Source organism: Acrocarpospora catenulata (assembly GCF_018476525.1).
GTDB lineage: Bacteria > Actinomycetota > Actinomycetes > Streptosporangiales > Streptosporangiaceae > Acrocarpospora > Acrocarpospora catenulata.
Genome location: NZ_JAHCST010000078.1, coordinates 1 through 24,006, shown reverse-complemented (window position 1 = coordinate 24,006; position 24,006 = coordinate 1). Strand labels below are relative to the sequence as shown.

The window sequence follows — 24,006 nt, the reverse complement described above, 5'->3', positions numbered from 1 at the left end:
CTTCACCAGATCGTCCATCCGCCGTCGACCACCAGGCTCTGCCCGGTGACGAAGGAGGAGGAGGGTGCCGCGAGGAACAGCACGGCCGAACGCAGCTCCCGGTCGGTGCCCAGCCGGCCCATCGGGGTGCCGGCGGAGAGCGCCGCGATCACCTCGGGCTGTAGCGCGTCGTCGTTGGCCGGGCTGGGGAACATGCCGGGGCAGAGCGCGTTGACCGTCACGCCGGTCGTGCCGATCTGGGCGGCGAGGAACTTGGTCATCCCGATGACGGCGTGCTTGCTGGCGAAGTAGGAGGCGATGTCCAGGCCAAGGCCCGGATAGCGGCCGGCGTCCCCGGCGACCAGCCCGTACACCGAGGCAACGTTGATCACCCGGCCCCAGCCGCGCTCGATCATGCCGGGCACGAAACGCTGGCAGAGCCAGAACGGCGCCTCCACGTTGAGCGTCATGATCCGTCGCCACTCCGCGGACTCGACCTCCTGCCAGGGCGTACGGTGCGCGAGTCCGGCGTTGTTGACCAGCACGTCGATCTGGCCGGCCGCGGCGACCAGCGCGTCCACGTCAGCGGGGACGGTCACGTCGGCCTGGACCGGCGTGACCTCGCCGCGCTCGGCCAGCTCGGCGGCGGTCCGCTCCAGCGGTTCCCTGCGACGCCCGCAGATGACCACGCGGGCGCCCGCGTCCACGAACGCCTCGGTCATCTGCCGGCCGAGCCCGTCCCCGCCTCCGGTGACCAGTACCCGGCGGCCGGTCAGGTCGAAGTCGTCCATGTCATTTCCCCGTCTTGGTGGTGGAGTCGTCTTCAAGGCCGGCCATCAGGTGCAAGAGCCTGGTGTGGGTGATCTGGTGGACCGAGTCGTCGTACACGACCCGGCCCAGGCGCAGGACCACCACCCGGTCGGCGACGGCGAAGACGGTGCGGATGTCGTGGCTGATCAGGATCACGCCGGCGCCGTTCTCCGCGGCCTGCCGGGCGATGCGCAGCACGTTCCGGGTCTGCGCAACGCCCAGCGCCGCGGTGGGCTCGTCGAGGATGACCAACTTGATGTCCGCTTTCATGGCCCGGGCGATCGCGACCGACTGGCGCTGGCCGCCGGACAGCCGCCCCACCGACCGGTTCAGGTCGGTGAGCGTGATGCCCAGCGACGCCAGCCGCGTCCTGGTACGGGCGACGGCGGCGGCGTCATCGCGTACCGGGATCAGACCGAACATCCGGCGGCGCGGCTCGTCGCCCAGGATCAGGTTGTGGGCCACCCCGAGGTTCGGGCAGACCGCCAGATCCTGGTGGACCGTCTCGATGCCGGCCCGCCGGGCGTCGATCGGGCCGCCGAACTCGACCGGATGGCCGTCCAGTTCGATGCGGCCGGCGTCCGGCTTGTAGACGCCCGAGATCAGTTTGATCAGCGTCGACTTGCCGGCGCCGTTGTCGCCGACCACGCAGACGACCTCGCCGGCGCGTACCGAGAAGGTGCCGTCGCGCAGGGCGAAGACCGGTCCGAATCGTCGGGCCAGGCCGGTCGTGGCGAGCACCACCTCGCCGGGCTCGCGGGTGCGCGGCACGCCCAGGCCGTACTCGTCGGCGGCGTCCGGTGGCGGCGACGTCCCCGCCGCCACCGGTTCGGCCGCCTCGGCGGGCGGGTCGTCGCGTGCCGCGCGGGCCCGCCGGTGCTCGGCGATCTGGTCGGCGCCCAGGGCCAGCAGCAGCACCAGGCCCTTGAAGATCTGCTGCCACCAGTCCGCCAGCCCCGCGAAGATCAGACCGGAGCCGAGGATGCCGATGGTGGCGACGCCGACGAACACGCCGGCGGGGTGGCCGCTGCCGCCGGCGAACCCGACGCCGCCGAGGATGACGGCGGTGAGCACATCCAGCTCGAAGGCGGTGCCGATCTGCGGGGTGCCGCTGCCCAGCCGGGCGGTGGTCAGCACCGCGACCACACCCATGAGCAGGCCGTTGAGCACGTAGAGCCGGACGACCACCCAGTCGACGTTGATCCCGGTCAGCCTGGCCGCCTGCTGGTTGCCGCCGATGGCGAACAGCCGCAGGCCGGCGGCCGTGCGCAGCAGCCAGAAGCCGCCGACCACGAAGATGACCGTGGCGATGATGACCGGCAGCGGCACGTTGTTGATCCGGGCCCGGCCGAGGAAGATGAACGCCTCGGCGAAGCCGAACACCGACTTGCCCTCGCTGACCAGGTAGGCCAGTCCCTTGAAGACGGCCATGGTGCCCAACGTGACGATGAGCGGTGAGATCTTCATGTACTTCACGAGGATCCCGTTGGTCAGGCCGAGGACCAGCCCGGCAACCAGCCCGGCGAGCACCGCCACCCAGACGCTGCCCTGGTCCCGGGCGAAGCTCGCGACGATCACCGAGATGAGCGCGTACTGGCCGCCGATCGACAGGTCCACGTTGCCGGAGACGACCAGGAACATCGCGCCCACCGCCGCGATCGCGATCGCCGAGATGTTCATCAGAATGGACAGACCGTTGGAGACGGTGAAGAAGTTGTCGTAGGCGAACCCGAAGTAGGCCACCAGGACGACGCAGAGCATCGCCAGCCCGGTACGCCGGCTGGGCTCGCCGGGAACCAGGTAGCGGCGGTTCACCGGCGTGGAACTGATCGGCACAGCAGCAACCCCTAAGTGGCGGTTCAGGCGGCGTAGTTGATGAACTGGTCCCGTTCCTGGTAGCGGATGGAGCCCAGCAGCGTGAAGTACGTGCCGGCGTTCTTCCAGGTCTCGGCCACCGCCTTCATGTCGGCCTGGTACTTGTCGATGGTCTCGGCCGAGTTGAGCTCGATGGCGTTGAACTGCATGACCTGAGGGATCGGCTTGCCCTCCAGCCAGTCCGCCGCGAACTGTCCCCAGGCGTAGCCCATCAACGGGTAGGCGAAGGCGAAGCTGGCCTTGTACGCTCCGCCCTTGCGGATCTCGGCCAGGGCCTGCTCGTCGCCGTCGATCCCGGACAGGTACATGTCCGGCCGGTCCTTGCCGGCGGCCTGCAGCGCCGAGAGCGCGCCCAGGCAGTGCGTGTCACCGCCCACGACGACGTTGACGTCGGGGTGGGCCTGCAGGATGGTGTTCATCGCCTTGAAGCCGCCATCCTGGGTGAGGGCCGGCGGCTGCACGTCGGCGATGATCTTCACATCCGGTCCGGCGGTCTTCAGGCCGTCCAGCACGCCCTGGTGCCGGGCCTTGAGCACCTCGATGGTGTCGATGTTGAAATAGACGGCGTTGGCCTTGCCGCCCAGCTTCTCGGTGATGTACTTGGCGGCGGCCAGCCCCTGGGTGTTCCCGACCTTGTACTGGTCGGCGACGGCCTGTGAGGTGCTGGGCGGGGTCACCAGCGACATCACGGCGGCGCCCGCCTCGATCGCGCGCTTCATCAGCGGCGCCTGGGCGTTGGCGTCCAGCGGCTGGATGCACAGCGCGCCGATGCCGCGCTGCAGGAAGGTCTCGATCTGCTCGACGTTCTTGGCCGAGTCGTCGTTGGCGATCGCCGTCACGAACTCCAGCCCGCGGGCGGTGGCGGCCAGCTGGATGGATTGGGTGATCTGCAGGAAGAACTCGGCGTCGGAGGTGTTGGCCCAGGCGATCCGCTGGGGGATGTCGGGCTTCTCGCCCGCCGGGCCGCCGAACTGGAAGGGTGCCAGCTCCTTCTTCTCGGTGAGGCCGTTGCCGATCGCTTTCTGGGTGGCGGCGCCCGGTGCGGAGCTCTGCTCCGTGCCCGAGCCCGTCCCGCTGTCGACCGAACATGCGCTGAGTAGCGGGGCGCCGACAGCGATCCCGGCTCCGGTGATGACGCTGAGGCGCAGGAGATCGCGCCGGTTGAACTGGCCCAGGCCCTTCGACGTGTCAGGCATTGCTACCCCTTAGGGTTAGTCCGCTATGCGGACTACGTTTTTGCTATGCGGACCAAATTAGGAAGGCCGGAACGGCTGTGTCAATCACTCGACGTGTCGCGATCTTCGACTGGTACCGAGTTGTGACCAGGCAGGTTACGGAAGGTTCCCCGAGGTCAGCCCGGTGGCCACGGCGGATTCCCAGGCCGGGTCCCGTTCCAGCGGGTAGAGCGGTGCCGGGCGGGACCGGTAGTCGAGCTGGTCGAGCGCGGCCGGACAGTAACCCGGAGTACGGACGTAAACGGTCTGTGCGGCGTATCCGGCGAACGCGGCCTTCCACGCGATGGCCCCCTTGGCGACGATCACGCGAGCGCCGCGCGGCGCCAGGTCCAGCGCGCGCAGATGATCGTCATCGAACGGGACCACCCGGTTCTCGGTCAGCACGATCGCGCCGATCGGCGCCTCGATCACCGCCACCCGGCCCATCTCCACCCGCTGACCGCGCATGTACGAGCCGGTACGCAGGTACGACACGGCGCCGAAGCGGCGGACCGGCCCGGCCGCGCGGAACGGCGGCCCCATCACCGGGTCGCTGTGGCCGCCCACCCGCAACTCCATCCGGTCGGCGGACCCCGCGTGCGCCGCGGCCACCGCGGCCGGATCCCAGATGACCGCGATGGCGCCGGAAACGCCGGCTTGGGCCAGCGCGTGGAGCAGCGCCGTACCGTCGCCCGGTGAGCCGCCGCCCACGTTGTCCGCCACGTCGACCAGCACGGTGGGCCCCCGCCCCCGGACGCCGGCCAGCCTGGCCACCGCCTCGGCCGGGCTGACCAGCGGCGCGGAGAACGCCGCACGCTCCCGCCACACATGGGCGGCCAGCTCCCGGGCGCGCGCCACCGCGTGCGTCTCCGCCGCTAGGTACACCGCGAACCCGAGCCGGTCGCTCTCGGCGTAGGCGAACCCGGGCAGCGCGCTGGCGGCCCAGACGCCGGGCTCGGCGCGTAACTGGTCGGCCGCGGCGAGGATGGACCGCATCGGTTCGGCCACGTCCTCCTGGGACGGGGGCACCGTGAGCAGCGGAAGCTTCTCCAGGTGCCGGGCCGGGCGGCGTCCCCGCCACGGCGCGCGCAGCAGGCGCAGCACCGCCTCCATCGCCTCCGCGCCGCGTTCGGCCATGTCCACGTGCGGATAGGTGCGGTAGCCGACCAGGATGTCGGTGACCTCGGGCAGGGTGGCGCCGATGTTCGCGTGGTAGTCCAGCGTGGCGGCGATCGGGATGTCGCCGACGACGGCACGGAGCGCCGTGACGATCTCCGCCTCGGGGTCCGGATGGCCGTCGACCACCATCGCACCGTGCAGCGACAGCACCAGTCCGTCGAGGGGAAGCTGAGCCCGGGTGAGGGCGGTCAGCCGGCGCAACATCGACTCGAACGCCCGCGACCGCACCATTCCGGAGGGCAGCGCGGCACCGAAGAACAGCCCCACCGGATCTGCCGACCGCCGCCGGGCCGCGTCGATGGCCCCGCCCAGCTCAGTGCCCGTCCCACGGAGCGAGGCCACCAGTTCCCCGCCCTCGAAGAACTGGTACTGACGGAAGTCCGCCAATGTGGTGGGCTCGACTGCGAAGGTGTTCGTCTCCTGCCAGATTCCGCCCAGCCCGATCCGAACCGTCATCACTTTGCCCTTCCGATCAGCCAGGTGTACGATAAGCGAAATCTAGTTCCGTATATCGGACTTCGCAATGACGGGGTATCCACCCGGAAGGAGCCATTGGTACCGGTGACCAGCGAACGGCGGTCCGACGAGGTCGGAGTCCTCGTCAAGGCGCTCGACATCCTCGACCGGATGGCGACGGACGCACCCTGTACCGTGGCCCAGCTCTGCCAGCACACCGGGATCACCAAGCCGGCGGCGTACCGGATTCTCAAGACCCTCGACCAGCGGGGCTACGTGGTGCGCGACGAGGTGCGCCGGGAGTACTCGCTCGGCCCCGCGCTCTACGGCCTGAGCCGGGCGGCGCGGAACTCCACCGACCTGGTCCGGCTGACCCGCCCGGCCATGCAGTCGCTCAACGAGGAGTTCGGCGAGACCGTCAACCTCGGGGTGGTCAGCCACGGCCAGGTCGTCTACCTCGACGCGGTGGAGAGCCCCCAGCGGCTGCGCACGACGGTGCAGATCGCGCTGCGCGACCGGGTGCACACCACAGCGCTGGGCAAGGCGGTCCTCGCCGCGCTCCCCGAGGAGCAGGCCCGCGAGCTACTCGCCGAGGCCGACTGGTCGCAACCCACCCCCAAAGCCGTCAATTCGGTCGAGGAACTGCTCGCGACTCTTGGGCCCTTCCGCCGGCTCGGCTACGCCATCGACGACGAGGAGAACGAGGTGGGCTCCCGCTGCGTGGCCGCGCCCATCCTGGATGGTGAGGGCCGGCCGGTGGCCGCGATCAGCGTCTCCGCGCCCACCCCGCGCATGACCGACGAGACCCTGGCCACGGTGGGGCGGCGCCTGCTCGAGGTGTGCGCGGGGCTCGGCAACGCGCTCACCTGATCCGGGAAGGGAGTCCCCATGGCCTTCGACCTGTGGCTCCACGGGGCCACCGTGCTGGACGGCACCGGCGCGCCGGAGCGCCGGCTCGACATCGGGGTGACCGCGGACCGGATCACTCACCTGGAGGCGCCCGGAGCCTCCCCGGAGAACGGTGTCACGGCGGTCGAAACGGTCGATCTGACCGGGCTCACCCTCGCTCCCGGATTCATCGACATCCACACCCATTCGGACGTCAGCCTGTTGCTCGACCCGCGCGGCGAGAGTAAGGCCCTGCAGGGGGTGACCACCGAGGTGGTCGGCAACTGCGGGTACTCGGCCTTCCCGGTGCATCCGGCCCGCCACCACCTGCTGACCGACCACCTCGCCCGCCTGGGCGACGGCTCCGCCCCGGTCACCTGGACCGACTTCGACGGGTACGCCGAGGCCCTGACCGGCGCGCGACCGGCCATCAACGTCGCCGCCCTCGCCGGTCACGGCGCGCTGCGGATCGCCGCGATGGAAGACCCGTACGGGCCGGCCACCACCGCCGACGTCGCCCGCATGCGGCACCTGCTCGACGACGCGCTCGCGGCCGGCGCGTTCGGCCTGTCCACCGGGCTCACCCACACGCCGTCCTCACTCGGCGACCCCGGCGAGGTGGCCGCGCTGGTGGAGATCTGCGCCACGCACGACGCCGTCTACGCCACCCACGCCCGGGCCTCGGCCGGCCGGGAGCTGGCGGCCGTAGACGAGGCCGTCGACACCGCCAGGCGTACCGGCGGGCGGCTGCAGTTCTCCCACCTCGCGCTGAACGATCCCGCCTACTGGGGCCGCGCCGCCGACGCGCTCGCCCGCTTCGACACCGCCGAGGCGCAGGGTCTCGACGTGGCCTTCGACGTCTACCCCTACGCCGCCTCGTCCTCGGCACTGGTGCAGTACCTTCCCGAGTGGGTGCAGCGGGGCGGCAGCGCGGAGCTGCGCCGGCACTCCGGCGACGCCGCATGGCGGCAGCGCGCGCTTGGCGACATCCGAGCCGGCTTCTTCGGCGGCATTCCCTGGCACTGGGACCGGATCGTGATCACCGCCGCCGGGCCGTACGACGACCTGCCCGGCAGCTCGATCGGCGAGGTGGCCCGGCGTCGGAGCCGGCCGCCCGAGGAGGTCCTGCTCGACCTGTGCGTCGAGTTGGGCAGCGCGGCCCAGGTGGTGCTGCACTACCGCACCGAGGCCGACATGACCGCGTTCCTCGCCCATCGCCTCTCGATCGTGGGCTCGGACGGCAACGCGCTGCCGTTACGTGCCCGCGCCGACCAGCCGCACCCGCGCGCCTACGGCACCAACGCCCGGGTCCTGGGGCGTTACGTGCGCGAACTCGGCGTGCTGGCCTGGCCCGACGCGGTACACAAGATGACCGCCGCCCCGGCGGCCCGGCTCGGCCTACGCGATCGCGGGCAGATCCGTCCGGGATTCGTCGCCGACCTGGTCGCCTTCGACCCCTCCACGGTGGCCGACCGGGCCACCTTCGAACAGCCCCGGCAGGCGCCGGTGGGGATCGCGCTGACCGTCGTCGGCGGTCAGATCGTCGTACGGGACGGCGTGCTCGGCACCGCCCGTCCGGGAAAGGTGCTGCGCCATGCGGGATGAGCCGAAGGTCACGCCGGAGAAAGGGCTGCCCGACGTCGCCGACCCGCGCGGAGCCCAGCTCTTCGACGGCACGTTCCCGCTGCCCACCGCCGTGCTGCTGCGGGACGAACTCGAGCACAACCTCGCCACGATGGCCGCGTACTGCGCGGCCAACGGCGTGCTGCTGGCCCCCCACGGCAAAACGACGATGTCCCCGCAGATCATCGAACGGCAGCTCGCGGCCGGGGCGTGGGCGATCACCGTGGCGACCGCGTGGCAGGCCCGGACGGTGGCCGACATGGGCGTGCGCCGCCTGGTGCTGGCCAACTGCGTCGTCGACCCCGGCTCGCTCCGGCTCCTCAACGACGTGCTGGCACGCCATGACGACCTCGAACTCTACTGCTACGCCGATTCGCCGGCCGCGCTGCACGCTCTGGAAACCGGCATCGACGCGGGCCTGCGCGGCCGAGCGCGGGTTCTCGTCGAGCTCGGGGTGGCCGGTGGACGGACCGGTCTGCGCGACGACCGCGACGCGCTCGCCCTGGCGGCCAGGATCGCGGGCGGCCCCCTGGGGCTGGCCGGATTCTCCGCTTTCGAGGGCATCCTGCGCGGAGCCGACCTAACCGGCACCCTGGCGCTGGTCGACCGGCTCCTCGACCGGCTCTCCGGCGTGGCGCGCACCGCGTACGCGGACGGGCTGATCGGGGCCGGACCGCCGCCGATCGTCACCGTGGGCGGCAGCGCCTACTTCGACCGGGTGGTGGAGCGACTGGCGCCGGCCCTGGCCGGCACACCGTTCCTGACCGTCCTGCGCAGCGGGTGCTACGTCACCCATGACGCCGGTGGCTACGAGGCGATCTCCCCGTTCGGCGCCCTGCCCCGGGCACCGTACCGGCTCCGCGAGGCGCTGCGGATCTGGGCGCCGGTGCTGTCCCGCCCCGAGCCGACGCTGGCGCTGGCCGGGCTGGGCCGTCGGGACGCCTCCACGGACGACGGGCTGCCGGTGCCCCGCATGGTGCGCGACCGCACCGGCCTGATCACCCAGCTCGACGGCGAGCTACGGGTGACCGCCGTCAACGACCAGCACGCCTATCTCGCCCTGCCCGCGGACCTGCCGCTCGCGGTGGGCGACGTCGTCGCGTTCGGCATCTCCCACCCGTGTACGACCTTCGACAAGTGGCGGGTCATCCCGATCGTCGACGCCGACTACACGGTGACCGAGCTGGCGTACACCCATTTCTGATCAGCAGGCGTTGACCTGGATCCAGTAGTCCGGGCGGGTTTGGCGGAGGGAGGTGGTGGTGCCGCTGGTGCCGAGGTACTGGCCGGAACCGGTGGCGTAGACGAGGAAGAAGAAGCGGACGAAGGCGCGGCCGGCGGAGACGTGGGTGCCGTTGGTGGTGCGGTGGCACGGCTGCGGCTGGGCCGTTGGAGTGGGGGTTGGGCCGGTCGTGGGGGTCGCGGTGCCGGTCGGCGTGGGAGTCGGGGTCGGAGTCGCGGTCGGGGTCGGGGTGGGACTCGCGGTGGGGGTCGCCGTTGGGGTGGCGGGGTTGGCGCTGAGGAGGATGTTCGGGGAGCCGGTGCCGGGGCTGGTGATCGCGTTCTTGATACCTGCGTTTACGAGGGTGTCGCGAATCTGTTGCGGGGTGGCCGTGGGGGTCGCGGCGAGGAGCAGGGCGGCTGCGCCGACTACGTGGGGGGTGGCCATGGAGGTGCCGCTGATGGTGTTCTTGGCGGTTGGGCCGGTGTACCAGGCTGAGGTGATGTCGGTGCCGGGGGCGAAGATGTCCAGGCAGGTGCCGTAGTTGGAGTAGGTGGCGCGGGCGTCGGTGCGGGTGGTGGCGCCGACGGTGATTCCGGCGGGGACCCGGGACGGGGAGGTGTTGCAGGCGTTGGCGTTGCTGTTGCCGGCGGCCAGGCCGTACACGACGCCGGAGTTGATGGAGTTGGTCACGGCGGTGTCGAGGGCGGTGCTGGCGGAGCCGCCGAGGCTCATGTTGGCGACGGCCGGTTTGGCGGCGTTCTGGGTGACCCAGTCGATTCCGGCGATCACGCTGGAGTTGCTGCCGCGGCCGGCGCAGTCGAGGACCCGGACGCCGACGAGTTTCACGCCTTTCGCCACTCCGTAGGTGGTTCCGCCGACGGTGCCGGCGACGTGGGTGCCGTGGCCGTTGCAGTCGGTGGCGTCGGCGTCGTTGTCGACGAAGTCGCGGCCGGAGACCGCCCGGCCGCCGAAGTCCTGGTGGGTGGTGAGGATGCCGGTGTCGATGATGTACGCGGTGACGCCGGCGCCGTTGCCCGCGTACGAGTAGCGGTTGTCCAGCGGTAACGCCCGCTGGTCGATGCGGTCCAGCCCCCAGGAGGGCGGGTTGAGCTGCTCCGCGTCGAGGGTGACCACCCGGTCCTGCTCGACGTAGGCGACCTCGGGGTCGGCGGCCAGGGCGCGGGCCTCCTCTGGGGTGGCCTCGATGGAGAAGCCCTTGAGCGCCCGCTGGTAGACGTTGGTGACCTCCCCGCCGTTCTCCTCGACGAGGTCCCGGGACTGGGCCCGGACGTTCGGTTCGCGCGGGTCCTCCAGCACCACGATGTAGCTGCCGGGGATGGCATCCGGCGCCCCCAGGCCGACAATGGCGGGAGTCGTCGCATGAGTCGGTGTGGTCATGGTGGTGAGGGTCACCAAGGCGGCGATGACGGCCACACCTCGGGAGGTTCGATGCATCGGGGTCCCCTTCCGGAACAAGCAGAAGACGCCCCACACACCGACAAATCACGAAATATCGTGAAAAACCGCTCGGGCGTGACAGCGCCAGGTCCCGAGCTTCCACGAAATTTCGCGAGGAATCAGGTGGTATGTCATTTCCGGTCTGACGACCGGAGCGCCCGCAGCACAGCGAGTACAGTCGGCAGTTCATCGTCGGCCAGCGACTCCACGATGCCCCGCAACTCCTCCCGCTGCGCCGACGGATCATCCCCCAGCCACCGCCCCCGCGGCCGCCGCGGCCCCAGCAGCGTCACCAGCGAGTGCGTGGGCAGCCCCAGAATGATCTCCAGCTCCCCCACCGCCGCCAACGACGAGGACCGCTCCGGCCGGGACCGCCCACGCTGCCAGTTGCTCAGGCTGGCCAGGCTGACATGCGTACCACGTTCGGCCAGCCGTACATGGAGACGTTCCAGGGACAACCCCCGGGCCGCGATGGCGGCCCGGAGTGCCCGTTCGAACGGCCCGGTCCGGAGCAGTACGGCCAGTTCCCGCTCCGTCCCACGCGCCCGATCAGTTGCCACACATGTCACATTTACATTGACATGCGATGGCGTCCATCACTGCTGTGTGATCTTCACATCATCAACGCCGGCTTCGACCAGTGAGGCCGTCGAGGCGTCCGCCGCCTGGATGGTGATCTGCACCGTCTGCCCGGCGAACGACGACAGGTTGGCGGTGGCCACCCCCCACGCGCCGTTCCGGTTGGACGCCGCCCCCAGTTGCTGGAACACCTGGGTCCCGTTCACCAGCACCCGCAGGTAGTCGGCGGTGGAGGAGTTGGACCCGTGCGCCAGGTACCAGGAGAACGACAGGGTCAGCGTCCCGCTCGCGGGCAGCGTGATGGACGGCGACCGGATCGAGGTCACCCCGCCGTCCACGTCGTAGTCACCCGCGGAGGCGCCCGCCAGCGGACCGGTCACCAGGTCGTAGCTGCCGCTGACGGTGGTGCCCAGCTGCTTGGCCCCGCTGGAGTTGGTGTCCTGCGGATCGGCCCGCTCCCACTGGCCTAGGGTGGCCGTGTCGGTGCCGAGCGGGTTGACCGTCCAGCCGGTGGCGGTCTCGAAGGTGTCGTTGTAGACCACGGTCGGCGGGGTGGCGTTGCAGTACTGGACCTCCTTGCCGATGATCCGGTAGACGCAGTCGGAGTACTCCAGGAAGCGGAGCACCGCCTCCCGCAGCTTGGTGGTCTGTGGCACGATCTGCTCGTCCGGCGGGTAGAAGCCGGGGTTGGAACCGGTCGGGTACATCTCGATGGTGTAGGCGAAGATCTTGTAGACGCCCCACATCCAGTCGTCGATGGAGCCGTCGGTGATGTAGAGGTCGCTGGCCTGTTCCGGCGTGTAGCCGCTGGCGGTGGAGGCCATGTTCTGGCCGAGTGTGGCGTGCGCGTTCCGGTCGTCCAGGGTCAGGCCGGGCGCCGTGTCGGCGGTGGTGTACCCGTACGGCCAGAGGATGAGCTGCCCGTAGGTGTGCCAGTCGATGGTGGACTTGATCTGCTGCACGCCGCCGACCACCCGGCTCCTGACGAAGTCGGCGACCGCCTTCACCTCGGGGGCCGACTCGGCGGACGGGCCCCGGTAGGTCTCGCTGGAGGTGGTCCCGGAGGAGCCGCCGCAGCAGCCCCACTGGTAGGCCCAGTTCCGGTTGAGGTCGGTGCCGACCGCGCTGGAGCCGGCGTTGGGCTGCCGGTTCTTCCGCCAGGACCGGTAGGAGCCGGTGGCGATGTCGTACTCGCCGCCGTCCGGGTTGAGGTCCGGCATGATCCAGATCTCCCGGGTGTTGACCAGGTTGGTGATCCGGGAGTCGGTGCCGTAGCTGTCGGTGAGCAGGTTCATCAGGTAGAGCGCCATCTCGACGGTGAGATGTTCGCGGGCGTGCTGGTGGGCCGTGAAGAGCACCTCGGGCTCGTTCTCGTCGGTGGCCACGTTGTCGCTGATCTTGATGGCGATCAGGTCCCTGCCCTCGTACGAGGTGCCGTAGCTGATCTTCCTGAGGATCGCCGGGTGGTCCAGGACCGCCTGGTTGATCTCCGCCGTCATCTCGGCGTAGTTGTGGTAGCCGCTGTCGGCCGCCGGGAAGTCCTGCAGCTGCGGCACCACGGGGGTCAGGGGCTTCGGCAGGACGGTGACGGTGTGGCCGAGCGCCCTGATGGCCGCGACCTCGTTCTCGGTGGCGGTCACGACCACGTCCGCGGCGCTCACCTCGTCGATGGCGGCGCCCGTGGCGGCGATGGCGGAGCGCTGCGGCTGGGTGGTCACCCCCGCGACCCGGTACTGACGGTTGGCCGGTGGTTCGGCCGCGGACTGGGAGGCGGTCGCCCCGGTCAGTCCCCAGGCGCAGAACATCACGAACAGTGTTAATGCAGTTAAGACGCGCTTCACCCTTTGTGCCCTCCATCTGGCAGACCTTGTGGTCAAGGTCAGATGGCGGCAGCGATCATACAAGTAGTCCGCACGACGCGAAGTCAAGACGGTTAAGCGACCGTGTCAGACGCCTGTGCTTCTCCAGCAATACTGTGATTTTTCAAGCAAACGGCCCGGCCTTCGGGAAAAAGGCCGGGCCGTTTCGATCCCCGGATCAGGGACCCTGCTTGTCCCGCCCGTCATAGCCGAGCAGCCGCATCGCGACCTCCGGCTCCATCGCGGCGGCCAGCAACTGCGCCCGCTCGTTGGCCCGGTCCCTGGACTCCTCGGCCCGTTTCCTGGTCGCCTGCTGGTTGCGCACGATGAGCGCGATGGCCACGATCAGGCCGATCAGCACCAGGATGCCGACCAGGAACGCGATGATGGTCCCGGTGCTCAGACCGCCGCCGCTCATCTCGGCCGACTCCGGCGTCATCCCGGCGCCGAAGGCCGCGAACAGCAGCACGACGAAGACCACCAGTGCCATCGAGGCCCCGACCAGCGCCCAGAGCATGCCCCGGCCCTTGGACGTCTCGACCGGCGCGGGCGGCGGGTACGGCTGGGCGTACCCGGCCGGCGGAGGCGGCGGCTGACTCCCGCCGTTCCACGGCACGAAGTCGGGTGAGGCCACCCCGGCCGCCCCGGCCACCGCCCCGCGGTTGCCGTTGCCGTTGGTCTGCACGATCTCCCCGGCGATGAAGGCGGGCCCGGCGGCGGGGTAACCCACCCCGGCGCCGACCGGCTCCAACTGCTGGACCTGCTGGTAGACCGGCAGCGGCAGCATGGACTGGTCGTGCTCCAGGTGGGCCCGGAGCGCCGCCTCGTGGTAGGCGTCGATCTCGGCCACGAAGCGCGGGTCCTTGTAGATCCTGCCGTCCACGATGGTGCCCGGCACGCCGTCCATGACCGCCTTGACGTCCTCACCGCTGAGCGTCTTGTACGTCTCCAGCGCGTGCGCCACGGCGAGCACCTCGGCCCGGTTCTCCCGGAGGATGTTCTCGGCCTTCTCCAGCAGTCGGCTGAGGGTGTACTCGACCCGCATGCCCAGCGCCTCGGGGGCGATGTTCTCGTCATTGGGGCCCAGCCGCTGGGCCAGGAAGCCGATCCGTCCCGGCTCGCCGCGCCGGCGCTGGTCCGGTTCGCCCGGCTGGATCCCCAGGTCCTGGAGCGCGGGCAGCGAGGCGATGCCCACGCCCATGCCCCAGTGCGATTCCATGCGTCCGGCCACCAGCGTGGCGTTGGCCAGGTCGCCGGAGACGCCGGAGGAGTTGTCCTCGCCGAAGAACATGCGCTCCCCCGCCAGCGAAGCCAGCGAGGTCAGGATGTGCGCCTCGTAGGTGGACTTCCACTCGGTGAACTGGTCCTCCAGCGGAATCCTGGACACCATGCCCAGGTAGCCGGCGCCCTTCTCGATGGTGGCCAGGTCGATCTCGGTGTAACGCTGGACACGGATAGCCATCACCGCGTGGCAGGCCTCGTGCACGGCGGTGGCGTGCCGCTCGCGCTCGACGTACTCCACACCCTCCGGCGGGCCGAGATCCTTCAGGTGCTTGGCCGCGATCACGTCCTGCCAGGTGATCACCTCCCGGCCGTCCCGGATGGCGATGATCAAAGACTCGTTGACCAGGTCCTTGATCGTGGCGCCGGTGGCGTACGGGGTGATGGTGGCCAGCTTCTCGATCTGCTCGTCGGTGATCTCGTGGTTCACCTTTTCGAAGTAGCCCTGGTACGTGCGGAGGCGTCCGGCCTTGGACGGGTAGCCGACCTTGTAGATGCGGTCGATACGGCCCGGCCGCAGCAGCGCCTCGTCCAGCGCGTTGGGCATGTTGGTGGCCATCATGACGAGGATGCGGTACTTGGGTGGCGGCTTGGGGCGCATGCCGAGCAGTCGCCGTACGTGGCGGTTGATGATGCCGCGCGGTTTCTTCAGGCCGGACAGCTCGGTGAGCAGGGCCTGGAGGGTACCCATGTCCCCACCACCGCCGCCCATCATGTTGCCGCCCATCATGAAGAAGTTCCGCCGGCGGGCGGGCTCCTGCGGCGGGGCGAAGCTCTCCTCCAGCATGCTGCGCATGTTGCTGGACATGTAGCTGTAGCCGTTGCAGCTCATCCTGTCCACGAGCGGGCTCATCCGGGGACCGGCGTTCGGGCCCTGCTGGGCCAGTGAGCCGCGGCGGCCCAGCGAGTCGGCCTCGTCGAAGAAGACGATCACGCCGCCGTACCGCAGGGCCAGCTTGCGCAGCTTACGGAAGAGCGACTTGACCTTGAGGATGCCGATGCCCATGAACATGTTCACGAACGCGCCCGGGTCCACGAACACGTACGGCTTGCCGGTCTCGCCGGCCACCGCCTCGGCCATCAGGGTCTTGCCGGTGCCGGGCGGCCCCCACAGCAGCAGACCGCTGGGCACGTAACCGCCGCGCTTCTCGATCTCGTCCGGCCGCTCCAGGAAGACGATGTTCTCCTTGACCCGCTCGACCACGTGGTCCTGGCCCCAGACGTCGGAGAACCGGGTCTTGATGTCGTCCGGGAAGTAGGTCTCGATGCCGCCCTTCGACAGGAACCAGAACAGACCAATGAACTGGAACATGATGAAGAAGAACGCGAAGGCCAGCTGCGCCACGTACGGCAGCGCCGACCAGAGCAGCGCCGGCGCCTGAAACAGCGCCTGGATCGGCGAGGGGTCGTTCGGCAGCGCCTCGGCCAGCACGAACGCCAGGATCGTGATCCAGAACGCCCACTTGATGAAGCGGGCCAGGCGGAACCGGTTCCAGTCGCTGAAGGTGCGGTGGCTCCAGCGCTCGAAGCCGCCGAACACGCCCTTGGTCCAGAACCGGTGGTAGCCGGCCGAGCGTTCGCTGATCAGGAAGTGCACCTGACGCAGGGCGTCCAGGCCGATCAGATAGAGCAGCCAGGGGGTGGCCTTGGCCTGCTCGTAGAGGGCGTCCTGGAACGTCATGATGCCGTCGAACTCGCCGTACGTCTTCACGGCCAGTAGGAGGAACGCCAGGCCCAGGATGATGATGATCTTAGAACGGTCCCAGAAGGCCATCCGCTTGCGGGTCTTCGGGTCCCGATCATCCGGGCCGGAACCCGGGGCACGCAGCCCTTCGTACGTCATGCGGGGGGCATTCATCGCTGCGTCACCACCCGGGTCTCTGATCTATGGTCAACGTGGGCTCCTTACCCGAGCATCTTCCTGACCTTGAATGACTGCGTGACCCCGTCGAGCTCGGAGGCCCGCTGCCGGTAGCAGGTGGCCGAGCAACGGACCAGCAGAATCGACATCTTCGTGTCGTCCTCGTTGAGGTACGCGGTGAGGTCGAAGGTGTGCGTGCCGCCGGTGGCCCCGAGCTGGTAGTTGAACCGCACGTGCACTCCGCGCACGCCGTCGCCCGGCTGGAGCACGTCGTCGGCGAGCAACTCGAAGTTGCGCAGCGGGTAATCGGGGCTCTGCTCGGCGATCTGGTCGCGGTACGACTTGGTCACCGGCAGTATGGCGTTGCGCAGCACGTTGAGCGACACGGTGTCGCGCGTTTCCTCGGAGAGCGGCTGCACCGTGGAGAACACGAAGGGCTGATCGGCGCTGGCGTCCCCGAGCGGGATGAAGTGGTCGACGTTCGGTTTCTTCGCGTCGCCGTCGAAGGCCGCCGACCACACCAGCTGGGCGCGGAGTTTCGCGGTCTCCGACTCCGGGTCCTCACCGGTGAGCATCTGCTGGATCGGCGCGTGGTCCACTTTCGGCCAGGACGCCGGAACCTTGAAATACGTTTCGCCCTCATTGTCACGGACATACGTGAACTGAGCGCCGCCACACCCTGCGAGTCCGGCGGCGAGCGTGGCTGCCGCGAGGGCCGCCGTAACTGCGGAACCCACCCGCGATCTTTTCACCTGGGCCATACCTCCGCTTTGCGGGCCTACGAGGTAGTCTTGCCCGTTTCCCAAGTATCCATCTCACGGGAAGGTTGTTACATCTTGGAAAACTTGACCAAATCTTGCCCAGATCTTAGCTCGACTTGTTACATGATCACAGCTCTAGGAGATCTGGGTAGTTGAAGGATAAACAGTTGCGGCGCACGCTATTGGTGCTCCTTTCCCCGGAATCGCCGATTCGTAACCGACATCCGAAACCTGTCACAACAGCACCATGCGTGCCGTCGGTCTGTAACATCCCGCGCCATCGTGCACGACATATTGGTACACCCAGGGCAAGGGTGCTCACGACCCTGGGCAGGCCCCGCCAAGTGGCCGACCATGGGAAAGACAACCACTCGCGGAACCGGGCGGGGACGGGAAGTGCCAGATGAGTGAGCCAGAGGACCGCACGCGCGGCCTGGAGATCATGAAGCGGGTGTACGGCTGGGACCACGTCGGAGACGCCCCCGGCGACTTCTTCGCGATGACGGTCGAGCACCTGTTCGCCCAGGTGTGGGCCAGGGACGGGCTCTCCATGCGGGACCGGCGGCTGCTGCTGACCGGCCTGCTGGTCGGCCAGGGCCTGCACGACGCGCTCGCCACCCAGTTGGACGCCGCGCTCCGCACCGGAGAGCTGACCCCGGACGAGTTACGCGAAGTGGTCGTCTTCCTCACCCACTACGCGGGCTGGACCGTTGGCGCGAAACTGAACGACCAGGTCGAGGAGCTGATCGCGCGCACCCTCGACTAGCCTCTAGTCTGCGGGGATGCTCACCGCTCTCATCACCGGCGCCACCGCGGGAATCGGCGCGGCGTTCACCCGCCGCCTGGCCGGGGACGGGTTCCGCCTGGTGCTGGTCGCCCGCGACCGGGAACGCCTGGCCGCCGCCGCCGAGAACCTCCGCAAACGGTACGGCGTGCCCGTCGAGGTGCTCCCCGCCGACCTGTCCACCGAGGCCGGGCTGTCGGCCGTGGAGGAGCGCCTGCGGGCCGGCGGGGTCGACCTGCTGGTGAACAACGCCGGCTTCGGCCATCCGGGCGAGTTCCTCGAGGTCCCGGTGGCGGAGGAGCTGACCATGCTCCGGGTGCACTGCGAGGCCGTGCTCCGGCTGACCTACGCGGCGCTGCAGTACCTGACCGAGCGGGGGCGGGGTGGGGTGATCAACGTCGCCTCGGTGGCGGCGTTCTTCTCCCGGGGCACCTACAGCGCCTCCAAGGCGTGGGTGGTCAACTTCAGCGGCTCGGTGGCCGCCGAGGTGCCGGGGGTGCGGGTGATGGCGCTCTGCCCGGGGTTCGTGCGGACCGAGTTCCACCGGCGCGCGGAGATCGATGTTTCCGGGGTGCCGGACTTCCTCTGGCTGGACGCCGACTACGTGACCCGGGTGGCCATGCGCGACCTGGCCCTGGGCAAGGTGGTCAGCGTGCCCAGCCTGCGGTACAAGGCGATCGTCGGGGTGGGCCGGTTGATCCCTGCCAACCGCGTCGCCTGGATCTCCGCCCGGGTCGGCCGCCGCTACCGCTGATCACTCCGGCGGCTTCACGGAGCGGCCACTGCAGGCGCGGGGATGTCAATCCCCGGACTCGATGATCACTTTGAGTAGCATCACGGTCATGTTCGGTAACCCTTCGCGCCGCCCCGAGCTGGTCGTGCAGCTCATCGGGCATCTGGGTCAGGGCGGGGCGGAGCATCAGGGCGTGCTGCTCGCCAAGGAGCTGGCGGCCCGGGGCGTACGCTCCGAGGTCCTGGTCATGTACGGCGGCGGCCGGGACGAGACCCTGCAAAAGGCCGGAATCCCCGTCCATCACCTGGGATTCCGCACCTTTTCGCGGTACGGGCTGCGGGCGCTGCCCGCCGTGCTCCGGGGCTGCCTGCGCATGATCGTCTACCTGCGGCGCAGACGCCCCGACGTGCTCCACACCCACCTGTTCCAGGGCCACCTGACCACCGCGCTGCTGGCCCGCCCGGCCGGCGCGCGGGTACTGGTGGCGGCGGCACACGCCATGACCGGCCGGCGCGGAGCCTCCCGCCTGGTCCGCCTGCTGGACCGGCGGGCCGCCCGCCGGGCCGACTACCTGCTGGCGGGCGGCGGCGAGCTGGCCAGGCGGGTGGCCGAGAGCACCCGCCTGCCGGACGGCAGGATCGGCGTGGCCTACGCCGGGCTGCCCGCCGACGCGTTCGCCCGGTACGTGCCCGCCCAGATCGACACCCGGGGCCCGGTCATCCTGGCCATCGGCGCCCTGCACCCGTCCCGGGGCCACAGCGTCCTGCTCGGGGCCGCCTCCTTGCTCCGGCAGCGGGGCCTGGACTGCACGGTGGTGATCCTCGGCGAGGGCCCGGAGCGCGCGACGCTCAGCCGCCTGGCCGCCAGCTTCCGGGTGGACGCCCGGCTGCTCGGCGCCCGGCCGGACGTCGGCCGGTGGCTGGCCAGGGCCGACGTGCTGGCCCACCCGTCGTTGTCGGAACACGCGGGGCTGGCGGTGATGGAGGCGATGGCGGCCGGGGTGCCGGTGGCGGCCAGCGCGATCGGCGGCGTGCCCGAACTGCTCACCGGCCGGGGCCTGCTGGTGCCGCCCGGCGACGCGGACGCGCTGTCCCGGGCCCTGGAACGGCTGCTCCGGGACCGTGCGCTGGCCTCCGCGCTGACCTGGCGGGGCTACTCGTGGAGCAAGGAGCACCTGCACGCCGAAGCGGCTGCCGACCGGCACCTGTCCATCTACGGCCGGTTGCTGGCCGCCCGATGAAGCACCTGGAGCGGGAATGTGCGGGATAGCGGGACAGGTCGCCGTCGGCGGCCCCGACCACCACCTGGTCCGGCGGATGTGCGACGCCCTCGCGCACCGGGGACCCGACGGCGACGGCTTCCACCACGGGCCACGCGCCGCCTTCGGCATGCGCCGCCTGGCGGTCACGGACGTGGCCAGAGGCGGCCAGCCGGTACGCAACGAGCGCGGCGACGTCACCGTCGTGTTCGACGGCGAGATCTACAACTACCCGGAGCTCCGCACCGAACTGCTGGCCAGGGGCCACCAGCTGCACAGCGGTTCCGGAGCCGAACTGATCCCCCACCTGTACGAGGAACACGGCCCCGACCTGGTGCACCGGCTGCGCGGCATGTTCGCCTTCGCGCTCTGGGACGACCGGACGGGACAGCTGCTGCTGGCCAGGGACCGGCTCGGCAAGAAGCCGCTGTTCTACCGCGAGCGGGCCGGAACGCTGACCTTCACCTCCGAGCTGAAGGCGCTCCGCCAGGACCCGGAGCTCCCGCAGGCGGTCAACCTGGAGGCCCTGCACCACTATCTGACCTACCGGTACGTCCCGGCCCCGCTCTCCCTGCTGGACGGCGTGCACAAGCTGCCGCCCGGGCACCTGCTGATCTGGCGGGACGGCACCACGCAGGTCCGGCGTTACTGGCGGCTGGACGCCACGCCCCGGCCGGTGGCCGACGAGGAGAACGAGGCCGCCCGGCTCCGCGAACTGCTGTTGGACGCCACCCGGCGGCGGCTGGCGGGCGAGCGCCCGATCGGGGCGTTCCTGTCCGGCGGCATCGACTCGGCCGCGGTGGTCGCCGCCATGGCCCGGGTGACCGGCGGGCGGCTGCGCACCTTCACCATCGGCTTCGAGGACCCGCGCTTCGACGAGCGGGTTCCGGCCCGCGCCCTGGCCGGCATGTACGGCACCAGCCACCACGAGTTCGTGGCCACCCCGTCGGCGGCCGAGTCGGTGGCCGGGCTGACCCGCCACTTCGACGAGCCGTTCGCCGACGCCTCCGCCATCCCCAGCCTCTACCTGGCCAGGATGAGCGGCGCGCACGTCACCGTGGTGCTCAGCGGGGACGGCGGGGACGAGTGCTTCGCCGGGTACCAGCGGCACCTGCTGATGGCCCGCCTGGGCGCGGCCCGGGCGCCGGGCCCGCTCAGCCGGGCCCTGACGGCGGCGGGCAACGCGCTGGTCGCGCGCGGCGCGCCGGGCACCCCGCTCCGCCAGACCGGCTGGACGCTGCGCGTGCTCGGGCAGCCGCCGTCCCGCCGGTACGCCGGGCTGATGACCTGCTTCGACCATGAGGAGAAGCTGGCGCTCTACACGCCGGAGGCACGGGCGGCCCTGACCGGCGTGCGCAGCGGGGCGCTGGTGGACGAGGCGTACGCGACCTCCCGGGCGCGCACCCCGCTCGGGCGGGCGGTGGACGCCGACATCGCCACCTACCTGCCGGGTGACCTGCTGGTCAGGACGGACATCACCACGATGGCGCACTCGGTGCAGGCCCGCTCGCCGTTCCTGGACCACGTGCTGCTGGAGTGGGCGGCCGGGCTGCCCGACGACCTGCGGATCAGGAAGGGGCGGACCAAGCACCTGCTGCGGGAAGCGGTCGCCCCGTGGCTGCCGCCCGAGACGCTCGCGCTGCCGAAGAAGGGCTTCGGCGTGCCGCTGGCCGCCTGGCTGCGCACGTCCCTGCGCGATCTGGCCTACGACGCGCTGACCGATCGCACCGCCGCGTCCCGGGGCTTCTTCCAGCCGGAGGGCATCGCCCGGCTGCTGGAGGAGCACATGTCCGGCCACGACCACGCCACCCGAATCTGGACGCTGCTCCAGTTCGAACTCTGGCAGCGTGCCGCGACACCTGTCCGGGTGTGATCCCGGGTAACGCCCATATCGGCGGCCGGACAACAGCCATGACCTGGGCGCGTGTGACGCGCCCGGCCCTGACTCGCACAGATGAGGAGTCACCTTGACCGCTACGACCTATCTGATCACCGGCGGCTGCGGGTTCATCGGATCGCACCTCACCGATGCCCTGCTCGCCCGGGGTGACGCGGTGACCGTCCTCGACGACCTGTCCACCGGGCGGGCGGCCAACCTGCGCCAGTCGGCCGCCCATCCCCGGCTGCACGTGGTCCAGGGCTCGGTCCTGGACGGGCTGCTGGTGGACGAGCTGACCCACCAGTGCGACGTGGTCGTGCACCTGGCCGCCGCGGTCGGGACGCGCCTGATCGCCGACCACCCGCTCCGCTCGCTGACCACCAACATCCGGGGCGCGGAGACCGTCATCGCGGCGGCCCACCGCTACCGGCGGAAGATCCTGCTGGCCAGCAGCAGCGAGATCTACGGCAAGAACACCGCGGTCCCGCTGGGCGAGGACGCCGAGCGCATCCTCGGCAGCACCGCCGTGGCCCGCTGGTCGTACGGCACCGCCACCGCGGTGGACGAGCTGATGGCCGCCGCCTACCACCGGGAACGCGGCCTGCCCGCCGTCATCGCCCGCCTGTTCAACACCGTGGGCCCCCGCCAGAGCCCCGCCTACGGCGTGGTCGTCCCCCGCCTGGTACGGCAGGCCCTGGCCGCCCGCCCGCTCACCGTCTACGGCGACGGTACCCAGACCCGCTGTTTCGTGCACGTCCTGGACGTGGTGGACGCCCTGATCCGCCTGCTCGACGAGCCGCTCGCGGTCGGCCAGACCTTCAACGTGGGCTCGGCCGAGGAGGTGAGCATCCTGGAACTCGCCAAGACCGTGATCGAGCTGACCCGGAGCAGCTCGCCGGTGGAGATGGTGCCCTACCACGAGGTCCACGAAAAAGAGGTCTATGAGCGCGGCTTCGAGGACCTGCCCCGGCGGGTGCCCGACACGTCCCGGCTGCGCGCCCTCACCGGCTGGCGGCCCACCCGAAACCTGGACGACATCCTGCTGGACACCATCACCGACACCATCAGGGAGACGGCCCGGGGGAAGTCCCGGTGACGGCTCCGGTCGTCCCTGCGAAGTGACTGCGGCGCGTCGGCTGCGCTGGCGGGGGCGGTTCGAGCATGGTGTAACTATCTGCATCCGGGTAGCTACAGGGGGCCTTCATGCTGCGTGTCGCCATTCCGAACAAAGGGGAACTCTCCGGCCCGGCGGTCACGCTGCTCCGCGAAGCCGGGTACGCGCAGCGCACGGGGACCAAGGAACTCGTCGTGGCGGACCGGGAGAACGGCGTCGAGTTCTTCTACCTGCGGGCCGCCGACATCGCCACCTATGTCGGCTCCGGCCGGGTCGATCTGGGCATCACCGGGCGCGACCTGCTGCTGAACTCCGAGGCCGCGGCCGAGGAGGTCCTGCCGCTGGGGTTCGCCCGGTGCGCCTTCCAGCTGGCCGCCAGGCCGGGGGCCGTGGCCTCGGTGCACGATCTGACCGGGCGGGTCATCGCGACCGGTTACCCGGGGATCCTCGGCAAGTACCTGGCCGACCACGGGGTGGCGCCGCGCCGGATCCTGCGGGTGGACGGCACGGTCGAGATCGCGCTGCACCTCGGGGTGGCCGACGCCGTGGCGGACGTGATCGGGTCCCCGGCCGCGCTGGCCGACCGGGGCCTGGAGGCCGTCGGGCCCGCGATCATGACCTCCGAGGCGATCCTGGTCCGCCCGTACTCCACCACTCCCGGAGAGGGTCGCGCCAGCCGTTTCGTCCGCCGCCTGCGCGGGGTGCTGATCGCCCGCGACTACGTGCTGATGGACTACGACATCCGCATCGAGGACGTCGCCCACGCCCTGACGCTCACCCCCGGGCTCGAATCCCCCACCGTCTCGCCGCTGCACCGGGCGGGCTGGGCGGCGGTACGCGCGATGGTTCCCGCCCACCAGACCCAGACCATCATGGACCACCTCAAACTGGCGGGCGCCCACGCCATCCAAACCACCCAGATCCAGGCATGCCGCCTCTGAATCCTATTTACCAGCCGGTCGCGGCGGCCGGTTCCCCGCAGGCGCAGGAGTTCTCCCTGGCGTCGGTGCGCGCCTGGACGGCGGCGATCGAGAACTCCGGCACCGCCACGGCCGCCGACATCGCGGCGGCGGTCGAGGTGTCGACGGCGCAGTTCGCGCCGGACCTGGCCGGCCAGAGCTGAACCGGCGCGGACGCGCTCGGCCCGGGAGCGGTGCTCCCGGGCCGAGCCTGGTGGAACAGCCCTCGCC

The 24,006-nt window shown here is 70.4% G+C and carries 19 protein-coding genes; 9 read left to right on the top strand and 10 right to left on the bottom strand.

Annotation, left to right across the window (positions count from 1 at the left end):
* Positions 1-2 precede the first annotated feature (2 nt).
* The 4 genes from KIP79_RS41485 to KIP79_RS41470 form a co-directional block, all read right to left on the bottom strand.
* Positions 3-770: an SDR family NAD(P)-dependent oxidoreductase gene (locus KIP79_RS41485; protein ID WP_214110530.1), complete on the bottom strand. Its 768-nt coding sequence runs from the start codon at positions 768-770 to the stop codon at positions 3-5.
* 1 nt (position 771) lies between these two features.
* Positions 772-2,625, bottom strand: a complete 1,854-nt coding sequence (locus KIP79_RS41480) for an ABC transporter permease subunit (RefSeq protein WP_214110529.1) — start codon at positions 2,623-2,625, stop codon at positions 772-774.
* Between the two features lie 23 nt (positions 2,626-2,648).
* Positions 2,649-3,860, bottom strand: a complete 1,212-nt coding sequence (locus KIP79_RS41475; protein ID WP_214110528.1) for a sugar ABC transporter substrate-binding protein — start codon at positions 3,858-3,860, stop codon at positions 2,649-2,651.
* A gap of 135 nt (positions 3,861-3,995) precedes the next feature.
* Entirely contained in the window at positions 3,996-5,513 is a 1,518-nt protein-coding gene (locus KIP79_RS41470; protein WP_214110527.1) for a M81 family metallopeptidase, read from the bottom strand.
* A gap of 105 nt (positions 5,514-5,618) precedes the next feature.
* On the opposite strand from KIP79_RS41470, the gene KIP79_RS41465 reads away from it, so the two are divergent.
* From KIP79_RS41465 to KIP79_RS41455, 3 genes are read left to right on the top strand one after another with little or no spacing between them, the layout of a single operon-like run.
* Entirely contained in the window at positions 5,619-6,383 is a 765-nt protein-coding gene (locus KIP79_RS41465; RefSeq protein WP_214110526.1) for an IclR family transcriptional regulator, read from the top strand.
* A gap of 18 nt (positions 6,384-6,401) precedes the next feature.
* Positions 6,402-8,006 (top strand): N-acyl-D-amino-acid deacylase family protein, encoded by a 1,605-nt coding sequence (locus tag KIP79_RS41460; protein WP_214110525.1) that lies wholly within the window; start codon positions 6,402-6,404, stop codon positions 8,004-8,006.
* Complete coding sequence (locus KIP79_RS41455) at positions 7,996-9,228, top strand: type III PLP-dependent enzyme domain-containing protein (RefSeq protein WP_214110524.1); 1,233 nt, start codon at positions 7,996-7,998, stop codon at positions 9,226-9,228. Before KIP79_RS41460 ends, KIP79_RS41455 begins: the two co-directional genes overlap by 11 nt.
* Here KIP79_RS41455 and KIP79_RS41450 read toward each other — a convergent pair whose 3' ends face one another.
* From KIP79_RS41450 to KIP79_RS41430, 5 genes are all read right to left on the bottom strand, one after another.
* Positions 9,229-10,704 (bottom strand): S8 family peptidase, encoded by a 1,476-nt coding sequence (locus tag KIP79_RS41450; RefSeq protein WP_250214713.1) that lies wholly within the window; start codon positions 10,702-10,704, stop codon positions 9,229-9,231.
* Between the two features lie 134 nt (positions 10,705-10,838).
* Positions 10,839-11,267: a hypothetical protein gene (locus KIP79_RS41445; protein WP_214110523.1), complete on the bottom strand. Its 429-nt coding sequence runs from the start codon at positions 11,265-11,267 to the stop codon at positions 10,839-10,841.
* A gap of 36 nt (positions 11,268-11,303) precedes the next feature.
* Entirely contained in the window at positions 11,304-13,091 is a 1,788-nt protein-coding gene (locus KIP79_RS41440; protein ID WP_214110522.1) for a M14 family metallopeptidase, read from the bottom strand.
* A gap of 232 nt (positions 13,092-13,323) precedes the next feature.
* A complete protein-coding gene (locus KIP79_RS41435; RefSeq protein ID WP_214110521.1) occupies positions 13,324-16,284 on the bottom strand; it encodes an AAA family ATPase in 2,961 nt (986 codons plus the stop codon).
* A 47-nt stretch (positions 16,285-16,331) separates the two neighbouring features.
* The gene (locus KIP79_RS41430) at positions 16,332-16,886 is read right to left on the bottom strand and encodes a hypothetical protein (RefSeq protein ID WP_214110520.1); all 555 of its coding nucleotides are present in this window, start codon (positions 16,884-16,886) and stop codon (positions 16,332-16,334) included.
* 565 nt (positions 16,887-17,451) lie between these two features.
* Here KIP79_RS41430 and KIP79_RS41425 point away from each other — a divergent pair.
* From KIP79_RS41425 to hisG, 6 genes are all read left to right on the top strand, one after another.
* Complete coding sequence (locus KIP79_RS41425; protein ID WP_214110519.1) at positions 17,452-17,814, top strand: carboxymuconolactone decarboxylase family protein; 363 nt, start codon at positions 17,452-17,454, stop codon at positions 17,812-17,814.
* Positions 17,815-17,830: 16 nt separating this feature from the next.
* A complete protein-coding gene (locus tag KIP79_RS41420; protein ID WP_214110518.1) occupies positions 17,831-18,586 on the top strand; it encodes an SDR family NAD(P)-dependent oxidoreductase in 756 nt (251 codons plus the stop codon).
* A gap of 88 nt (positions 18,587-18,674) precedes the next feature.
* Positions 18,675-19,805, top strand: a complete 1,131-nt coding sequence (locus KIP79_RS41415; RefSeq protein WP_214110517.1) for a glycosyltransferase — start codon at positions 18,675-18,677, stop codon at positions 19,803-19,805.
* A gap of 16 nt (positions 19,806-19,821) precedes the next feature.
* Positions 19,822-21,696 carry an asparagine synthase (glutamine-hydrolyzing) gene (asnB, locus tag KIP79_RS41410; protein ID WP_214110516.1) on the top strand — a complete coding sequence of 625 codons (1,875 nt, stop codon included), beginning with the start codon at positions 19,822-19,824 and terminating at the stop codon, positions 21,694-21,696.
* A 94-nt stretch (positions 21,697-21,790) separates the two neighbouring features.
* Entirely contained in the window at positions 21,791-22,798 is a 1,008-nt protein-coding gene (locus KIP79_RS41405) for an NAD-dependent epimerase/dehydratase family protein (RefSeq protein WP_250214712.1), read from the top strand.
* Between the two features lie 107 nt (positions 22,799-22,905).
* Positions 22,906-23,757, top strand: a complete 852-nt coding sequence (gene hisG, locus KIP79_RS41400; RefSeq protein ID WP_214110515.1) for an ATP phosphoribosyltransferase — start codon at positions 22,906-22,908, stop codon at positions 23,755-23,757.
* A 7-nt stretch (positions 23,758-23,764) separates the two neighbouring features.
* Here the strand turns inward: hisG and KIP79_RS41395 are convergent.
* The coding region (locus KIP79_RS41395) for a hypothetical protein (protein ID WP_214110514.1) at positions 23,765-24,006 on the bottom strand (242 nt) is incomplete at its 5' end.